Origin of the sequence: Curtobacterium sp. 458, assembly GCF_030406605.1 — a bacterium.
Classification (GTDB): Bacteria; Actinomycetota; Actinomycetes; order Actinomycetales; family Microbacteriaceae; genus Curtobacterium.
Window position 1 is genome coordinate 2239240 of the sequence record NZ_CP129104.1, and the last position, 17048, is coordinate 2256287.

Here is a 17048-nt window from a genome sequence, read left to right on the forward strand (position 1 = left end):
TGTCCTGTTGCGCTGGAGCGGGAGGGGATCAGATCTCGTAGTCGACGACCACGGGGGCGTGGTCGGACCATCGCTGGTCGTACGCCGCGGCGCGGTCGACCGTGTAGTGCGAGACCTTCTCGGCGAGTTCGGGGGTGGCGACGTGGTAGTCGATGCGCCAACCGGAGTCGTTGTCGAACGCCTGGCCGCGCCACGACCACCAGGTGTACGGGCCGTCGACGTCGCCGGCCTGCGCACGGCCGACGTCGACCCAGCCGAGGCCCGGCCCGGTCGAACCGTCCGCGCCCTCGACCTGCTCGCCCTCGGCGCCGAAGAACCGGGAGAAGTAGGCGCGCTCGCGGGGGAGGAACCCGGCCCGCTTCACGTTGCCCTTCCAGTTCTTGATGTCGCGCTCGTCGTGCCCGACGTTGAGGTCACCCACGACGACCGCGAGCGGGTTGTGCGCCCGGAGCTCTGGCAGTCGCTCGGTCATCGCGTCGAGGAACTTCCACTTCTCGTCCTGCTTCGGGGTGTCGACCTCACCCGAGTGCACGTACGTCGACACGACCGTCACCGTGGTGCCGTCGATCTCGTAGTCGGCCTCGAGCCAGCGGCCGGCGGAGTCGAACTCCTCCGCCCCCAGCGCGACACGGTGGATCTGCGCCCGGTGCCGGGACGCGATCGCGACGCCCGCGCGGCCCTTCGCCGAGGCGGGGTCGTGCACGATGTCCCACTCGTCACCGAGGAGCCCCGCGAGGTCGTCGCTCGACGCACGGACCTCCTGCAGGGCGAGGACGTCGACGTCGCGCGTGGCGAGCCAGTCGCCCATGCCCTTCCGGAACGCGGCACGGACGCCGTTCACGTTGACGGATGCGAGGCGCAGGCGTGTCATGCCGCCCAGCCTATCGGCGGCCACGGACAGCCCCGCCCGCCGTAGGCTCCGGCAATGACCGTCGTGCTGACCGTGGGCGAGCTGCTCGCCGCGTTCCGACCCGTGGCCGAGCAGATGCTGCGCCCGGACGAGTTCCGCGGAGCGGAGTTCTGGGTGTACACCGACTGGTCCGAACGACTCCGCCGAGTAGTCGAGACGGAGGTCGCCGACGAGGGGATGGCCCTCGCATGGTCGATCGCCGGAGACGACGGGGATTCGTGGCTCTGGCTCGGCGAGGGGGAGCAGGAGATGCTGCTGAAGATGGCCGACGACCTGCAGGACTTCATCGCCGAGAGCAGCTTCGCGTGGGGCGAGCTGCGCCCGATCCCGCCGATCCCGCCAGCGCGCTCGTAGGTCGCGACCCCCGTGCGCGGGCTTGTCCGCCCGCCGGTCGCCCCGCCACGATGAGCCCGTGACCGACCCCGTCGCCGATCCTCCGCCCTGGCGCCACCCGCAGGTCGAGCGTGCCCTCGTGGCGGCCTCGGAACTCCTGGAGCACGGCTGGCCCGAGGACGCCGTCGAGCCACTGAACGGTGCGCTCGCCCTGCACGGCGACGACCCGGAGGTGCTCCGGATCCTCGCGGTCGCGTTCTGGTCGGCCGGTGACCTCGACGCCGCGCGCACGGCAGTCCGCCGGGCGATCACCACCGATCCCGATGACGTCGAGGGGTACCTCCTCGCCGCGCACCTCGCCGAGGAGGCCGACGACGTCGTCGAGGCCCGGTCGGCCTGGGCGGCAGCCGTCGAGCTCGTCCCGAGCGACGGCGGCCTGGCGGCAGCGCAGCTCGTCCTCGACCTCCGCACCGGACAGGTGGACGCGGCGACCTACGCCGCCGCGACCCGGGCCGCCACCGCGCACCCGCAGCACGCACAGGTGAACCTCGCCCTCGCATGGCTGGCCGCCCGCGAGGGCTACCCGGGCACCGCCGAGCGCGCCCTCGTCGCCGCGGTGGCGGCGACCCCCGCGGACCCGTGGCCCCGCTGGCAGCTCCTCCGAGCACGCGAACGCCGTGGCAGCACGATCGCGGTGCTCGCCGACGCCGCACTCGTCCTCGCGGAGCACCCTGACGCGGCCGGCCCGCTCGGCGCGTTCCGTCGTGCCGTCGTCCGTCTGGCGTCGCTGGGGACGGCGTTCATCGTCGTCGGTCTCGTGCTCGCCGGCACCGTGGGGGTACTCGTCGGCATGGTGGTCGACGACCCCCTGCCCCCCGAGCTGTGCTGCGCGGCGTTGATCGTCGGAGTGGTCCTCGCCCAGGTCGCGGTGCTCCGCCGGCTCGGTCGGGCGCTCCCGACGGGGTGGCGGCCGTTCGTGGGGCTGGTCCGGCGTCGAGTGCCCGGCGTCGTGGTCGTCCCCGTCCTGCAGGCGGCGACGCTCGTCGCGGCAGGCGTCCTGCTCGTGCTCGCCGGCACGGGTGCCCCGGGGCTCGCGGATGGTGTGGCCGCAGCCGCGGCCGGAGGTGCGCTCGTCGCGGCCATGGGCACGGCGGGGTTCCTGGGACGCTGGTACGCGTGATCGGTCCCCGCGCGGCTGCGGCGGTGACCGGATGACGGACGGGAGGCGCGGTGCCAGCCGGCACCGCGCCTCCCATCCGTCTGCAGGTCGCGTCGAGGACGCGACCTGCCCGATCAGGCCGCGTCGTGGTCCGTCTGCAGGAACTCGACGAGGTCGTCGGCGGTCTTCTCGGCGTCGTCGCCCGACACCGTGAGGGTGACCTCGTCGCCGTTCTCGATGCCGAGGCCGAGCAGCGCGAGGATGCTGCCGGCGTTGCCGGACTTGTCGCCCTTCGCGATGGTGACCTGGTGGCCGGACGCGGTCACGGTCTGGACGAACAGGGACGCGGGGCGGGCGTGCAGGCCGGACGCGCTGGCGACGGTGACGGTGCGGGTGGCTTCGGACATCGAATGGACTCCTGTCGATGGGTGGTGGCGCTCATGGTAGCGAGCGTCGGGTGGGGCTGGTCCTGGCAGCGGTCAGGAACGACCGGGCCAGAACACCTCGGTGCCGGCGGCCTCGACCTCGCGGACGAGGTCGGCGTTGACGCCGGGGTCGGTGATGATCGTGTCGATCGCAGCGAGGGGTGCGACGCGGCCGAACTCCTCGCGGCCGAACTTCGTGTGGTCGGCGAGCAGGATGCTCCGCCGGGCCGACTTGATCATGGCGGACTTCACGGCGGCCTCCGCCATGTTGTGCGTCGTGAGGCCGCGCTCGGGCGTGATGCCGTTGATGCTGATGAACGCGACGTCGACGCTCACCATCCCGATGAGCTGGTGCGTCCACGTGCCGACGCCCGCGAGCGAGTCGCTGCGGATGTTGCCGCCGAGGAGGTGGAGGTCGAGGCCCTGCCGGTTCGCGACCGCCATCGCGACGGGCAGTGAGTGCGTCACGACGGTGAGGCCGCGGTCGGTGGGGAGCATCTCGGCGAGGCAGATGGTCGAGGTTCCGGCGTCGATCATGATCGAGCCGTTCTCGGGGAGCTCCTCGAGCGCCGCCTGGGCGATGACCATCTTCTCGGCCTGGTTGATGCCGCCGCGGTCGCCGACCCCGGGGTGCAGCGTGATCCGCTCGACGGGGATCGCGCCGCCGTGTGCCCGTCGGACCAGACCGCGGCGTTCGAGGCTCGTCAGGTCGCGGCGGATGGTCTCCGGCGTGACCTCGAGCAGTTCGGCGAGGTCCTTCACGTCGACCCGGCCCTGCGCCCGGGCCTGTTCCACGATGCGCTGGTGGCGCTCGGGTGCGTACATCGTGGGCCTCGTCGTCTCGTGCTGCTCGTGCGGGTGCTGGCGGATCGGGCCGGAACGGACACGCTCGGGCACGTCTCGATCCGGGACGCCCGATCCGTTCTGGTCACCAGACGCAAACGGGCATCTGTTTCTGCATTTTTATCCCCGGATGTGTTTGTTTGTCAACGAGGATCGATGTAGTGTGCTGCCAGTTGCACGACTGCACCACCGAACGCACCACCGCACCGCACCGCTCCACCGCGCGTGAGATGAAGGAGTCTCGAATGCCCGAACTGCTCGGCACCGGCGTCGGCCGTGGCGTCGCCCACGGACCGGTCCTCCGGATGGCAGACCCGCTCGGCGCCCCGTCGCAGGACGCGCTGGCCGGTTCGGCGGACGACGCGAAGCAGGCCGTGGCCGGCGCGCTCGCCGCGGTGGCCGAGGACCTCAACAAGCGCGGACAGCTCGCCGGCGGCGACGCCCAGGCCGTGCTCGAGGCCCAGGCGCTCATGGCGCAGGACCCGACGCTCCTCGACGACGTGCACGCCCGCATCGACGGCGGCACGAACGCCGAGCGTGCGGTGTTCGAGGCGTTCGGCCAGTTCCGCGACCTCCTCGTCCAGATGGGCGGGTACATGGGGGAGCGCGCAGCCGACCTCGACGACGTCGCCCAGCGCATCATCGCCAAGCTCCGCGGCGTCCCGGCACCCGGGGTCCCCGAGTCGGACACCCCCTTCGTGCTCGTCGCCCGCGACCTCGCGCCGGCCGACACCGCACTCCTCGACCTCGAGAAGGTGCTCGCCCTCGTCACGCGCGACGGCGGCCCGACCTCGCACACCGCGATCCTCGCCCGCGCGAAGGGCATCACCGCGATCGTCGGTGTGACCGGGGCGGACCAGCTCGTCGACGGCACCGAGGTCGTCGTCGACGCGGCCGCGGGCACGGTCGTCACCGACCCGTCCGCCGAACTCGTCGCCGAGGTCGAGCAGCGCATCGCCGACCGGCTCGCCGCCGCCGAGGCCCCCCTCACCGCCGGTGCCCTGGCCGACGGCCACACCGTGCCCCTGCTCGCGAACCTCGGCAGCCCCGCCGACGCCGCGGGTGCCGTCGCTCTCGGTGCGGAGGGCGTGGGGCTCTTCCGCACCGAGTTCCTCTTCCTCGACTCGCCGAAGGCCCCCACCGTGGCCGAGCAGCAGGAGTCCTACCGACGTCTGCTCGAGGCGTTCCCGGGGAAGAAGGTCGTCGTCCGCGCGCTCGACGCCGGTGCCGACAAGCCCCTGCCGTTCCTCACCGACAAGGACGAGGAGAACCCGGCGCTCGGTCGCCGTGGTCTCCGGGCCCTCCGGAACCACGAGGAGGTCCTGCGCGACCAGCTCACCGCCCTCGCGCAGGCCGACGCCGAGACCGAGGCCGACCTCTGGGTCATGGCCCCGATGGTCGCCGACGCCGAGGAGACCGAGTACTTCGTCGCCCTCGCCCGCGAACTCGGCATCCGGACCGCCGGCGTGATGGCCGAGGTGCCGTCGCTCGCGCTCATGGCCGAGCAGGTGTTCACCTCCGCCGACTTCGTGTCGATCGGCACGAACGACCTGACCCAGTACACGATGGCCGCCGACCGCATGCTCGGCACCGTCGCGTCCTACCAGGACCCGTGGCACCCCGCCGTGCTCCGGCTCGTCGCGCAGCTCGGTTCCGCCGGGGCAGACGCCGGCAAGGCCGTCGGCATCTGCGGCGAGGCCGCGGCCGACCCGCTCCTCGCCGTCGTCCTCGTCGGCCTGGGCGCCACCACCCTGTCCATGACCCCCGCGGCCCTCGCCGACGTGCGCGCCGAACTCGGCAAGCACACGCTCGACCAGGCCCGCGAGATGGCGAAGGCGGCACTCGCCGCGTCGACCGCAGCGGCTGCCAAGTCCGCCGCGGCCGCCGCGCACGCCGTCTAGCCCAGCACCACCGCAGCACAGCAGCACCCCCACCCCTCCACCACTGCAGCACCCATCACAGAAAGCCAGGCACATGACAACGTCGTCCGTTGCAGCGCCCGACGCTCCCGCGAAGTCGCGGGGCGGCGCACGCGTCGCCGTGCAGAAGTTCGGCACCTTCCTCTCCGGCATGGTCATGCCCAACATCGCGATCTTCATCGCGTGGGGCATCATCACGGCGTTCTTCATCGAGACCGGTTGGACGCCCGTCGGCATCCTCGGCGGCTTCGGTGAGACGAACGGCGTCGCCAACCCCGGCGTCGTCGGGCCGATCCTGACCTACCTCATCCCGCTCGCGATCGCGATCCAGGGCGGTCGCATGGTCTACGAGACCCGCGGTGCCGTCGTCGGCTCGATCTTCGCGATGGGCGTCATCCTCGGGGCCAACGGCACCGTGATGATCCTCGGCGCGATGATCTGCGGCCCGCTCGGCGCGTACATCATCAAGCAGGTCGACAAGATCTGGGACGGCAAGATCCGCCCGGGCTTCGAGATGCTCGTCAACAACTACGCGGCAGGCATCCTCGGGTTCGTGCTCGCCATGATCGGGTTCTTCTGGCTCGCCCCGATCTTCAAGGCCATCGCGAACGGCCTCGGCGCAGCGGTCGAGTTCCTCATCAACAACTCGCTGCTCCCGCTCGCCAGCGTGATCATCGAGCCCGCCAAGGTGTTCTTCCTCAACAACGCCATCAACCACGGCGTGCTCGACCAGCTCGGCGCGGCGCAGGTGAAGGAGTCGGGCAAGAGCATCCTGTTCCTGCTCGAGGCCAACCCGGGCCCGGGTCTCGGCATCCTGCTCGCCTTCACCTTCTTCGGTGTCGGCATCGCTCGCTCGACCGCTCCCGGCGCGATCATCATCCAGTTCCTCGGCGGCATCCACGAGATCTACTTCCCGTACGTGCTGCAGAAGCCGGTGCTCTTCATCGCCGTCATCCTCGGTGGCGCGACCGGTGTCGCCACCAACGTCGCGTTCCAGTCCGGCCTCGTCGCCCCGGCCTCGCCCGGATCGATCTTCGCCGTGATCGGATCGACCGCGAAGGACAGCTTCGTCGGCGTCATCCTGTCGGTCATCCTGTCGGCAGCCGTGTCGTTCGCCGTGGCGTCGTTCTTCCTCCTCGCCACCCGCAAGCGTGACCTCGCGAACGGCGGCGGCGACATGAGCGCTGCGATGGCGAAGCTCCAGGCCAACAAGGGCCGCGACGTCAACGCCGCGACCTCGGGTCTGCTCGGGAACAACGCCCCGGCCAACGAGGAAGAGGCCGAGGCCTCGCTCGGCGGCGTCGGTTCGGCGTCGACCGCCACGGCCACCCGCGTCGAGAACGTCGTGTTCGCCTGCGACGCCGGCATGGGCTCCAGCGCGATGGGCGCCAGCGTCCTCCGCAACAAGGTGAAGAAGGCGGGGATCGAGGGCGTCACGGTCGTCAACAAGGCGATCGCGAACCTCGACGGTACCGAGGACCTCATCATCACGCAGGAGGAGCTCACCGACCGTGCTCGGCAGAAGAACCCGGGGGCGCAGCACGTGTCCGTCGGCAACTTCATGAACGCGCCGCAGTACGACGAGGTCGTCGAACAGCTCAAGAACCAGTAAGCAAGTGCAGTATCGGAGGGGACGGGCCGCGGCTCGTCCCCTCCACACGTCCACGACGCCACGTCACGAAGCAAGGAGAACCCCGATGCCCGTCCTGCAGGAGAGCCAGATCCGGATCCACACCGAGGACACCGCGCCGACCAAGTCGGAGGCGATGAAGGAGGCTGCCGAGATCCTCGAGGCTGCGGGCGCGGTCACCGCGGACTACTACCCGGCGATGCTCGAGCGTGAGAAGAGCGTCTCGACGTACATGGGCAACTTCCTCGCCATCCCGCACGGCACGAACGACGCGAAGGATGCCATCAAGTCGTCGGCGCTCTCGTTCATCCGCTACGCCACCCCGATCGACTGGGACGGCAACCCCGTGCGCTTCGTCGTCGGCATCGCCGGCGTCAACAACGAGCACCTCGACATCCTCTCGAAGATCGCGATCGTGTTCTCCGACGAGGACGAGGTCCAGAAGCTGACCGACGCGCCCGACACCGCCGCGATCCTGTCGATCCTCGGCGAGGTCAACGAGTGAGCGAGCGCACCGCCGTCCACTTCGGCGCCGGCAACATCGGCCGCGGCTTCGTCGGCCTGCTCCTGCACGAGGCCGGCTACGAGGTCGTCTTCGCCGACGTCGCCGCACCGCTCATCGACGCCCTCGCCGCCGCCGACTCGTACACCGTGCACGAGGTCGGTGCCGACGCGAAGGACCACGAGGTCACCGGGTTCCGCGCACTGAACAGCGCGCAGGACGAGCCGGGCGTCGTCGCCGAGGTCGCCGCCGCAGACGTCGTCACCTGCGCCGTCGGCCCGAACGTGCTGAAGTTCATCGCGCCGGTGATCGCCGCGGGACTGCAGCAGCGCGACGCGGGTGCGCCGCCGCTCGCCGTGATGGCGTGCGAGAACGCGATCAACGCCACCGACCGCCTCCGCGAGTTCATCGTCGAGGCGCTGCCCGCCGAGTCCCGCGACCAGGCCCTCGCCAAGGCCGTCTTCGCGAACACGGCCGTCGACCGCATCGTCCCCGCACAGCCCGAGGGCGCCGGACTCGACGTCACGGTGGAGACCTACTTCGAGTGGGCCATCGACCGCACGCCGTTCAACGGGTCCGAGCCGGAGATCCCCGGTGCGCACTACGTCGACGGGCTCGCCGCGTCGATCGAGCGCAAGCTCTTCACGGTCAACACCGGCCACGCGACGGTCGCCTACCACGGGTACCTCGCCGGTGCGGACAAGATCGCCGACGCCATCTCGATCCCGGCGGTGCGGTCCGAGCTCGAGTCCGTCCTCGCCGAGACGAGCGACCTGCTCGTCCGTCGCCACGAGCTCGACCCCGAGGTGCACCGCGCCTACGTCGAGGCGATCATCGCCCGGTTCGAGAACCCGCACCTGCCCGACACGGTCACCCGGGTCGGCCGGCAGCCGCTCCGCAAGCTCTCCCGTGACGAGCGGTTCGTCTCGCCGGCCGCGGCCCTCGCCGAGGACGGCACCGAACCGACCGCGCTGCTCGACGCGATGGGTGCGGCACTCCGTTTCGACGTCGCGGACGACGAGCAGAGCGTCCAGCTCCAGGAGCTGCTGCGGTCCGACAAGGCGGACGGCGAGGTCGTCTCGGAGATCACCGGGCTCGACGAGCAGCACCCGCTGCACGCCGCGTTCGCGGACCGGGTGCGTCAGGCGCGCGCCTGACGACGTCCGCGTCTCCCAGACTGGAGGCACGGTGCCAGCTGGCACCGTGCCTCCAGTCCGTCTGTGGGGCGCGGCGCGTAGCGTCGGGCGCATGACGAAGCACTGGGTGGCACCGCGGTTCGGCGGCAGCGAGGTCCTCGAGTTCACCGACACCGAGGTGCCCGCGCCCGGCCCCGGCGAGGTCACCATCGCCGTCCGCGCCGCGGGCATGAACCCGGCGGACACGAAGCACACCCGTCAGGGCGACCCGTCCGACCTGCCGATCGCCGTCGGTTACGAGGTCGCCGGCACCATCAGCGCCGTCGGGCCCGGCACCGAGATCGCCTCGGGTGGGGGAGCCGTCGGCGACGAGGTCCTCGCGTTCCGTGTCGAGGGCGGCTGGACCGAGGAGCTGACGGTGCCCGCGCACGACGTCTTCGCGAAGCCCGCGATGCTGGGGTTCCCCGAGGCCGCGAACCTGCTCCTCGCCGGGACCACCGCGGCCGACATGCTCCGGGTCACCCGGGCCTCCGGGAACGACACGGTCCTCGTGCACGGCGCAGCCGGGGCCGTCGGGGTCAGCCTGCTCCAGCAGCTCCGCCTGCTCGGAGCCCGGGTCATCGGGACCGCCTCGGAGCGCAACGCCGACGTCGTCGCGGACTTCGGCGGGGAGTGGATCGCCTACGGCGACGGGCTGGAGGACCGCGTCCGCGCGCTCGTCGCCGACGGGACCGGCGGCGGTGTCAGCGTGGCGCTCGACTGCGTCGGGACCGACGAGGCGGTCGACGTCTCCCTCGCGCTCGTCGCGGACCGATCGCGCATCGTGACCATCGCGGCGTTCGGCCGGGCGGAGTCCGACGGCATCCGCGCGGTCGGCGGCGCGCAGCCGGAGAGCAAGGCCTTCCGGGACTCGGTGCGGCAGCGGCTCATCGACCTCGCGGGCGACGGGCAGCTCGTCGTGCCGGTCGCCCGGACGTTCCCGCTCGCGGAGGCGAGGGCCGCCGCGGAGCTGCTGGAGTCGCAGCACCCGGGAGGGAAGCTCGCACTCGTCCCCTGATCGGGGGTGTCACACGCCGGACGCGCCCGCGGTGCGTCTGGTTGACTCGGCAGCGCCCCGCGCGATGTGCCGGGGCAACCCGATCCGAACCGCGAGTCAGCAGGGGGACCCCGATGAGTGACCAGTACCCGCCGCAGAACCCGAACGGGCAGGACCCGTACGGCCAGCAGCAGCACGGCCAGCAGCAGCCGTACGGGCAGCAGCCGCAGTACGGCCAGCCGCAGTACGGGCAGCCCGCGCCGACCGGTCCGAACGGCGAGCCGCCGCTGTGGGCGCCGTGGTACGGGATCTCGTTCGGTGCCGCCATCAAGCGGTTCTTCAAGAAGTACGTCCGGTTCGACGGGCGCGCGAGCCGAAGCGAGTTCTGGTGGTGGTTCCTCGCGAACGCGATCGTCGGCATCGTCCTGTACACGATCTACGGGATCGGTGCGGCGACGTCGGAGTACCGGACCGTCTCGACGGGCTACTCCACCAGCGCGGTGATGACCGCTCCGTCGGCGCTGTTCGTCATCGGTGGGATCCTGCTCGGGCTCTGGGGTCTCGCGACGATCGTGCCGAACATCGCCCTCGCGTGGCGCCGACTCCACGACGCGAACTTCGCGGGACCGTTCTTCTTCCTCGGTCTCATCCCGTTCGTCGGCGGCATCATCCTGCTCGTCCTGTACCTGCTCCCCTCGAAGCCCGAGGGCGCGCGATTCGACCAGCCCCAGCGCGGCTGAGCGACGCACGATGACGAACGGCCCTCCCGGGTGTCCGGGAGGGCCGTTCGTCCTCGATACGACGAGTCCGTCCACGGGAGGGCACGACCATGACGAACGACGGCACACCCCAGTGGGGGCCGCCGCAGCAGCCGCCCCAGTACGGGCAGCAGCCGCCCCAGTACGGGCAGCAGCCGCCCCAGTACGGGCAGCAGCCGTACGGCCCGCCGTACCCGATGTACCAGGCACCGCCGCCGATCCCGCTCGGGCCGGACGGCACACCACCGCTGTGGGCGCCTTGGTACGGCATCGGGTTCCTGGACGCCTTCACCCGCTTCTTCAAGAAGTACGCGCGCTTCGACGGCCGCGCCAGCCGGAGTGAGTACTGGTACTGGTTCCTCGCGAACGCGATCGTCACACTCGTGCTCATCGGGGCGTTCTACGGCGTGCTCGTCGCGACGATCCTCGGGAGCACTCGCATCGATGCCTACGGCAACTCCGTCAGCGAGCCCGCACGGGCGCCGATCGCGTTCGTGTTCCTCGGGCTGTGGTTCCTGTGGTGGCTCGCGACCCTCGTGCCGAACATCGCGCTCGGGTGGCGGCGCGTGCACGATGCCGGACTCCCGGGCGCGACCTGGCTCCTGGGCCTCTTCGTCTCCGTCGCGGCGATCGTGCTCGGCTGCCTCGGGTCGAACCCGTCCGGCGCGCAGTACGACCGCCCCGACCTCGGCTAGACCGTCGCCGCGCGATGTCGGTGCATATCAGCGGTGCACAACGAAAGACCGTCCGCACCACGCCGAGGCGTGGTGCGGACGGTCTTTGGTTGTGCAGCAGCCGGAGCAGGCAGCGAGCGCGTCGATCGCGTCGATCGCGTCGAGCGCGTCGAGCGCGTCAGACGACGCGGACGCGGGCGAGCGAGCCGTCGACGACGAGGTCGCGGACGGTGACCGAGGGGTCGGCCGTCTCGAAGCGCATCGCCCCGCCCGGCTGGTCGAACCACGGCTGCACGAAGCGCACCGTCACGAGGAACGGCCGCTCCACGACGTAGCGGTGGGTCTCCGGTGCGGACGCGACGTGCGGCGGCAACGAGCGCTGGGGGAGCGGGGTGTCGAGCGGGTGCAAGAGGTAGCCGTCCGGTCCGCCGATGCGGTCGACGGGAACGCCGGCCGGGACTTGGATGGTCAGTCCCCGCTCGCCGGCCTGCGACACCTGCTGCGCGAGCTGCGGGTACGTCGAGGCCGCGCGGTCGCGGAGTCCGTCGAGCTCGTGCCGCGGGACGTCCCGCGGCGCCGGGAACGGCCGGTTGAGGAACCGACGGAGCATCTCGACGGCGTCGTCCTCGCCGTTCGCGGTCGCCAGTCGCCGCGCGGTGCCGTAGTCGACCACCTCGAGCGCGTACTGGCCCGAACCCACCTGCGCGATGCGGAGTGCCCCTTCGACCGGCGGCTCGTGCAGGGTCTCCCCGGGGAGTTGCACGTACCGGACGGTGTAGCCGAGCTGGTCGAGGATGGGGCGGGTCTCCGCGAACGTCATGGGCGCGAGCCTACCGGGCCGACCTATGCCTTCCCTCGCATGATCGCCTGCTTGACCTCCGAGATCGCCTTCGTGACCTGGATGCCGCGCGGGCAGGCGTCGGTGCAGTTGAAGGTCGTGCGGCAGCGCCAGACGCCCTCCTTGTCGTTCAGGATGTCGAGACGCACGTCGGCTGCGTCGTCACGCGAGTCGAAGATGAAGCGGTGCGCGTTGACGATCGCGGCCGGGCCGAAGTACTGACCGTCCGTCCAGAACACCGGGCACGACGACGTGCACGCAGCGCAGAGGATGCACTTGGTGGTGTCGTCGAACCGGGCACGGTCGGCGACGGACTGCACGCGCTCCTTGCCCTTCTCGGGTGCGGACGATGCCTGGAGGAAGGGCTGGACCTCGCGGTAGGACGCGAAGAACGGCTCCATGTCGACGACGAGGTCCTTCTCGAGCGGCAGACCCTTGATGGCCTCGACGTAGATCGGCTTCGAGACGTCGAGGTCCTTGATGAGGGTCTTGCACGCCAGACGGTTGCGCCCGTTGATGCGCATCGCGTCCGAGCCGCAGACGCCGTGCGCGCAGGACCGGCGGAACGTGAGCGAGCCGTCCTGCTCCCACTTGATCTGGTGCAGTGCGTCGAGGATGCGGTCGGTCGGCAGCATCATCACGTCGAAGTCCTGCCAGCGCGGCTCGTCGTCGACGTCGGGGTCGAACCGGCGGACGATGATCGTGACGGGGAACGATCCGGGAGGGGCTTCCTGCACGGTCTGGGTGCGGGGGGCGTCGGAGACCAGGGTGTCGGTCATCAGTACTTCCTCTCCATCGGCTCGTAGCGCGTCACCACGACGGGCTTCCAGTCGAGCGTGATGTGGTCGTCGGCGAGTGACGAGTGCGGGTCGCCCGTCAGGTACGCCATGGTGTGCTGCATGTAGTTCTCGTCGTCGCGCTTCGGGTAGTCGTCGCGCATGTGGCCGCCGCGGCTCTCCTTGCGGTTGCGGGCGGAGTACACGACCACCTCGGCCAGGTCGAGCAGGAAGCCGAGCTCGACGGCCTCGAGCAGGTCGGTGTTGAACCGCTTGCCCTTGTCCTGCACGGAGACCTGCAGGAAGCGGTTGCGGAGCTCGTGGATGGTCTCGGTGACCTTCGCGAGCGACTCGTCGGTGCGGAACACCTGCGCGTTCCGGTCCATCTCCTCCTGGAGCTCCTTGCGGAGGGCCGCGACCCGCTCGGTGCCGGTCGACGCGCGGAGCTGGTCGAGCATGTCCTTGACGCCCTGCTCGGGGTGCTCCGGCAGGGGCAGGAACTCGGCGGTCTTGACCCACTCGGCCGCGTTGTTGCCCGAGCGCTTCCCGAACACGTTGATGTCGAGCAGGGAGTTCGTGCCGAGGCGGTTCGAGCCGTGCACGGACACGCAGGCGCACTCGCCGGCGGCGTAGAGGCCGGGCACGACCGTCGTGTTGTCGTAGAGGACCTCGGCCTTGACGTTCGTGGGGATGCCACCCATCGCGTAGTGCGCGGTCGGCATGACCGGCACCGGCTCGACGACCGGGTCGACGCCGAGGTAGGTGCGGGCGAACTCGGTGATGTCCGGCAGCTTGGTCTCGAGGACCTCGGCACCGAGGTGCGTGCAGTCGAGGAGCACGTAGTCCTTGTTCGGACCGGCACCACGGCCCTCTGCGACCTCCTGCACCATGCACCGCGCCACGATGTCGCGCGGTGCGAGGTCCTTGATGGTCGGGGCGTACCGCTCCATGAAGCGCTCGCCCGAGGCGTTGCGGAGGATCGCGCCCTCACCGCGGGCGCCCTCGGTCAGGAGGATGCCGAGGCCGGCGAGCCCGGTCGGGTGGAACTGGAAGAACTCCATGTCCTCGAGGGGGAGGCCGGTGCGCCAGACGATGCCGACGCCGTCGCCGGTGAGCGTGTGCGCGTTCGACGTGGTCTTGAACATCTTGCCGAAGCCGCCGGTGGCGAAGATCATCGCCTTGGCGTGGAAGACGTGCAGCTCACCCGTCGCGAGCTCGAAGGCCACGACGCCCGCCGGCTGCTTGCGGGTGACGCCGTCGTCGCCCGTGACGTCGACCATGATGAGGTCCAGCGCGTAGAACTCGTTGAAGAAGTTCACGCCGAGCTTGACGCAGTTCTGGAAGAGCGTCTGCAGGATCATGTGCCCGGTGCGGTCGGCCGCGTAGCAGGCGCGTCGTACCGGCGACTTGCCGTGGTCACGCGTGTGACCGCCGAAGCGCCGCTGGTCGATCTTGCCCTCGGGCGTGCGGTTGAAGGGCAGGCCCATGTTCTCGAGGTCGATGACTGCGTCGATGGCTTCCTTCGCGAGGATCTCGGCGGCGTCCTGGTCGACGAGGTAGTCGCCGCCCTTGATCGTGTCGAACGTGTGCCACTCCCACGAGTCCTCTTCCACGTTCGCGAGGGCCGCCGCCATGCCGCCCTGCGCCGCACCGGTGTGCGAGCGGGTCGGGTACAGCTTCGAGATCACGGCCGTCTTCGCCTTCGGACCGGCCTCGATGGCAGCGCGCATGCCGGCGCCGCCCGCGCCGATGATGACGATGTCGAACTGGTGGTGGTGCACGGTGATGTCTGACGGGGTGTTTGCAGGCACGGGGGTCTTTCGTTCAGGGGTGGAGCGGGCGTTCGGAGCTGCTAGCGGGCCGGGCAGAACGACGGCAGGTCCGCGGCGGCGGCGCCGGCGGGGCACGGGTCGAACGTCCAGCACACGAGCAGGCCGAGGACGATCAGCGCGACGCACGCGACGAGGATCGCGACGAGGAGCGTCTTCCGGATGCCCGGCTTCGACACGTAGTCGTTCACGATCGTCCGCATGCCGTTCGACCCGTGCACGAGCGCGAGGACCAGCATCAGCGAGTCCCACACCTGCCAGAACGGGTTGGCCCACTTGCCGGCGACGAACGCGAAGTCGATCTGCTTGACGCCCTCGCCCGCCACCATGTTGACGAAGAGGTGGCCGAAGATCAGCACGACGAGCAGGACGCCCGACGCGCGCATGTAGATCCAGCCCCACTTCTCCCAGTTGGTGGTCCGGCGGGCAGCCTGTGCGCTGCGGGGCGGTTCGATGGTCTGCGTGGTCATCTGGTGCTCCTACTGGAAGTCCGCGACGAGGTTCATCAACTGGCGCGGCAGGAAGCCCGCGATCGCGACCGCCCAGAGGACGAGCACGATCCAGAACATCGCGCGCTGGTACTTCGGGCCCTTCGACCAGAAGTCCACGAGGATGATGCGCAGCCCGTTGAACGCGTGGAACACGATCGCCATCACGAGGGCGATCTCACCGAGGTTCATGAGCGGGGTCTTGTACGTGCCGATCACGGCGTTGTACGCCTCGGGCGAGACCCGCACGAGCGCGGTGTCGAGGATGTGCACGAGCAGGAAGAAGTAGATCGCGACACCGGTGATGCGGTGCAGCACCCACGACCACATGCCGGTGGAACCCCGGTACAGGGTGCCTTGCGGCGTGCGAGAGGCGCGTGGCGCCTCGATCGTCACCTGGGGTTCAGCGGTTGCCGTCCCCCCTGCGGTCTGCTCGGCCATGAGCGAGTCCTCCCGTAGGACGGGCCCGCCGATCGGCGAGCCGTTGCCGTTGGTGTTCTGTGGAACACCCCCATCCTATGCTCGCGCACTGACGTTCTCGTGCCAACGTGCCCGCACCGCCCGCGCCGCCGCCGGGGGCGCGCCGATCGTCCGTGCGGTGTCGTGGTGCGCGAGCAGCTGGTCGCCGACGGCCTCCCACGTCGTCCCCTCGACGCGCAGCCGCCCGGCGGAGCCCATCCGGGCCGCGAGCGCTCGGTCGTGGTGGAGCCGGAGCACCGCCCGCCGGAGCGCCTGGGGCTCGTCGGGGTCGTACAGGTCACCGTCGAGCCCCGGGGCGACGAGGTCGACCGGCCCGCCGGACGCGGGCGCCACGACCGGCAGGCCGGTCGCGTGCGCCTCCTGCAGGGTCTGGCCGAAGGTCTCCGCCGGGCCCGTGTGGACGAAGACGTCGAGGGCCGCGTAGGCGTCGGCCAGCGCGTCGCCGCGCAGCGGACCGGTGAAGTGGACGTCGAGGTGGCGGAGGCGTCGCTCCAGGAGCGGCCGGGAGGGACCCCCTCCCGCGACCACGACCCGGATGCCCGGGACGCCGCCGAGCTCGGCGAGCCGCTCGACCTCCTTCTCCGGTGCGAGCCGCCCCACGTACCCCACGATCGTCTCGCCGTCCGGGGCGAGCCGCCGGCGGAGCGCGCGGACGTGCGCCGTGTCGCGGCGCCCGGGGTGGAACAGCGTGGTGTCGACGCCGCGGCCCCACCGCGCGACGCGCGGCACGCCGTCCTCGGCGAGCATCGCCGCGGTGGCGCTCGACGGGGCGAGCGTCAGTGACGCTCCCTCGTGGATCCGCCCGAGGATCTTGCGCACCAGCGGGACGGTCGCGGTCAGGCCGTTGCGGCGGGCGAACCCGGCCACGTCGGTCTGGAAGACGGCGACGGAGGGGATGCCGAGCCTCCCGGCCGCCGTGATGGCGCGCCCACCCAGCAGGAACGGACTCGCGGCGTGGAGCACGTCGGCGCCGGAGGCGGCGAGGATCGTGTCGAGGACCGGGTGGGGGAGGGCGACGGGGAACTGGCGGTAGGCGACCGCGGGCACGCGGTGCACGTCGTAGCCGTTGAACCGCTCGACGTGGTCCTTCGGCCGGAGCTGCGCGATGCCCGGGGTGTCCGGGGCGATGACGACCGCCCTGTGGCCACGGAGCCGCAGGTGGTCGAGCACCGCGATGACGCTCGTGGTCACGCCGTTGAGGGTGGGCAGGAAGCTCTCGGTCACGACGGCGACGGTCCGTTGGGACGTGCCGCGCTCCACGCTGCGTGCGCTCATGGTGTGACCCATGCTCCGCGCGCGCCGTGACGTGGTG

Annotated in this window: 18 protein-coding genes; 9 read left to right on the top strand and 9 right to left on the bottom strand. The window is 70.9% G+C overall.

The window, feature by feature from the left end; translation table 11 throughout:
• Window positions 1-28 precede the first annotated feature (28 nt).
• Window positions 29-871, bottom strand: a complete 843-nt coding sequence (locus tag QPJ90_RS11130) for an exodeoxyribonuclease III (RefSeq protein WP_290131289.1) — start codon at window positions 869-871, stop codon at window positions 29-31.
• A gap of 54 nt (window positions 872-925) precedes the next feature.
• Between QPJ90_RS11130 and QPJ90_RS11135 the strand changes: the two genes are divergently transcribed.
• Both QPJ90_RS11135 and QPJ90_RS11140 read left to right on the top strand, forming a co-directional pair.
• Window positions 926-1264 (top strand): hypothetical protein, encoded by a 339-nt coding sequence (locus QPJ90_RS11135; RefSeq protein WP_290131290.1) that lies wholly within the window; start codon window positions 926-928, stop codon window positions 1262-1264.
• A 58-nt stretch (window positions 1265-1322) separates the two neighbouring features.
• Entirely contained in the window at window positions 1323-2423 is a 1101-nt protein-coding gene (locus QPJ90_RS11140; protein WP_290131291.1) for a tetratricopeptide repeat protein, read from the top strand.
• Between the two features lie 113 nt (window positions 2424-2536).
• On the opposite strand, the gene QPJ90_RS11145 is transcribed toward QPJ90_RS11140, so the two are convergent.
• Together QPJ90_RS11145 and QPJ90_RS11150 are read right to left on the bottom strand one after the other, a co-directional pair.
• A complete protein-coding gene (locus QPJ90_RS11145; RefSeq protein WP_022904964.1) occupies window positions 2537-2809 on the bottom strand; it encodes an HPr family phosphocarrier protein in 273 nt (90 codons plus the stop codon).
• 72 nt (window positions 2810-2881) lie between these two features.
• Entirely contained in the window at window positions 2882-3652 is a 771-nt protein-coding gene (locus QPJ90_RS11150) for a DeoR/GlpR family DNA-binding transcription regulator (RefSeq protein WP_290134215.1), read from the bottom strand.
• A 263-nt stretch (window positions 3653-3915) separates the two neighbouring features.
• Here QPJ90_RS11150 and ptsP point away from each other — a divergent pair, with 263 nt between their 5' ends.
• The 7 genes from ptsP to QPJ90_RS11185 all read left to right on the top strand — a co-directional run bounded on the left by ptsP (window position 3916) and on the right by QPJ90_RS11185 (window position 11346).
• A complete protein-coding gene (gene ptsP / locus QPJ90_RS11155) occupies window positions 3916-5571 on the top strand; it encodes a phosphoenolpyruvate--protein phosphotransferase (RefSeq protein WP_290131292.1) in 1656 nt (551 codons plus the stop codon).
• Between the two features lie 73 nt (window positions 5572-5644).
• Window positions 5645-7201, top strand: coding sequence for a PTS mannitol transporter subunit IICB (locus QPJ90_RS11160; protein ID WP_290131293.1), 1557 nt, complete (start codon window positions 5645-5647; stop codon window positions 7199-7201).
• 85 nt (window positions 7202-7286) lie between these two features.
• On the top strand, window positions 7287-7724 hold the full coding sequence (locus QPJ90_RS11165) for a PTS sugar transporter subunit IIA (protein WP_022907882.1): 438 nt from the start codon (window positions 7287-7289) through the stop codon (window positions 7722-7724).
• The gene (locus QPJ90_RS11170; RefSeq protein ID WP_290131294.1) at window positions 7721-8878 is read left to right on the top strand and encodes a mannitol-1-phosphate 5-dehydrogenase; all 1158 of its coding nucleotides are present in this window, start codon (window positions 7721-7723) and stop codon (window positions 8876-8878) included. Before QPJ90_RS11165 ends, QPJ90_RS11170 begins: the two co-directional genes overlap by 4 nt.
• A 91-nt stretch (window positions 8879-8969) precedes the next feature.
• Window positions 8970-9914, top strand: a complete 945-nt coding sequence (locus tag QPJ90_RS11175) for an NADP-dependent oxidoreductase (RefSeq protein WP_290131295.1) — start codon at window positions 8970-8972, stop codon at window positions 9912-9914.
• 113 nt (window positions 9915-10027) lie between these two features.
• Window positions 10028-10633 (top strand): DUF805 domain-containing protein, encoded by a 606-nt coding sequence (locus QPJ90_RS11180; protein WP_290131296.1) that lies wholly within the window; start codon window positions 10028-10030, stop codon window positions 10631-10633.
• Window positions 10634-10722: 89 nt separating this feature from the next.
• Window positions 10723-11346, top strand: coding sequence for a DUF805 domain-containing protein (locus QPJ90_RS11185; RefSeq protein WP_290131297.1), 624 nt, complete (start codon window positions 10723-10725; stop codon window positions 11344-11346).
• A 157-nt stretch (window positions 11347-11503) separates the two neighbouring features.
• Here the strand turns inward: QPJ90_RS11185 and QPJ90_RS11190 are convergent, their stop codons facing one another.
• The 6 genes from QPJ90_RS11190 to QPJ90_RS11215 all read right to left on the bottom strand — a co-directional run bounded on the left by QPJ90_RS11190 (window position 11504) and on the right by QPJ90_RS11215 (window position 17011).
• On the bottom strand, window positions 11504-12145 hold the full coding sequence (locus tag QPJ90_RS11190) for a TNT domain-containing protein (protein WP_290131298.1): 642 nt from the start codon (window positions 12143-12145) through the stop codon (window positions 11504-11506).
• A gap of 23 nt (window positions 12146-12168) precedes the next feature.
• On the bottom strand, window positions 12169-12942 hold the full coding sequence (locus QPJ90_RS11195) for a succinate dehydrogenase iron-sulfur subunit (protein WP_290131299.1): 774 nt from the start codon (window positions 12940-12942) through the stop codon (window positions 12169-12171).
• Entirely contained in the window at window positions 12942-14750 is a 1809-nt protein-coding gene (gene sdhA / locus QPJ90_RS11200; RefSeq protein ID WP_290131300.1) for a succinate dehydrogenase flavoprotein subunit, read from the bottom strand. The genes QPJ90_RS11195 and sdhA overlap by 1 nt, the downstream gene beginning before the upstream one ends.
• A gap of 41 nt (window positions 14751-14791) precedes the next feature.
• The gene (sdhD, locus tag QPJ90_RS11205; RefSeq protein ID WP_290131301.1) at window positions 14792-15238 is read right to left on the bottom strand and encodes a succinate dehydrogenase, hydrophobic membrane anchor protein; all 447 of its coding nucleotides are present in this window, start codon (window positions 15236-15238) and stop codon (window positions 14792-14794) included.
• A 9-nt stretch (window positions 15239-15247) separates the two neighbouring features.
• A complete protein-coding gene (gene sdhC, locus QPJ90_RS11210) occupies window positions 15248-15697 on the bottom strand; it encodes a succinate dehydrogenase, cytochrome b556 subunit (RefSeq protein ID WP_290131302.1) in 450 nt (149 codons plus the stop codon).
• A gap of 75 nt (window positions 15698-15772) precedes the next feature.
• Window positions 15773-17011: a glycosyltransferase family 1 protein gene (locus QPJ90_RS11215; RefSeq protein WP_290131303.1), complete on the bottom strand. Its 1239-nt coding sequence runs from the start codon at window positions 17009-17011 to the stop codon at window positions 15773-15775.
• Window positions 17012-17048: the final 37 nt, after the last annotated feature.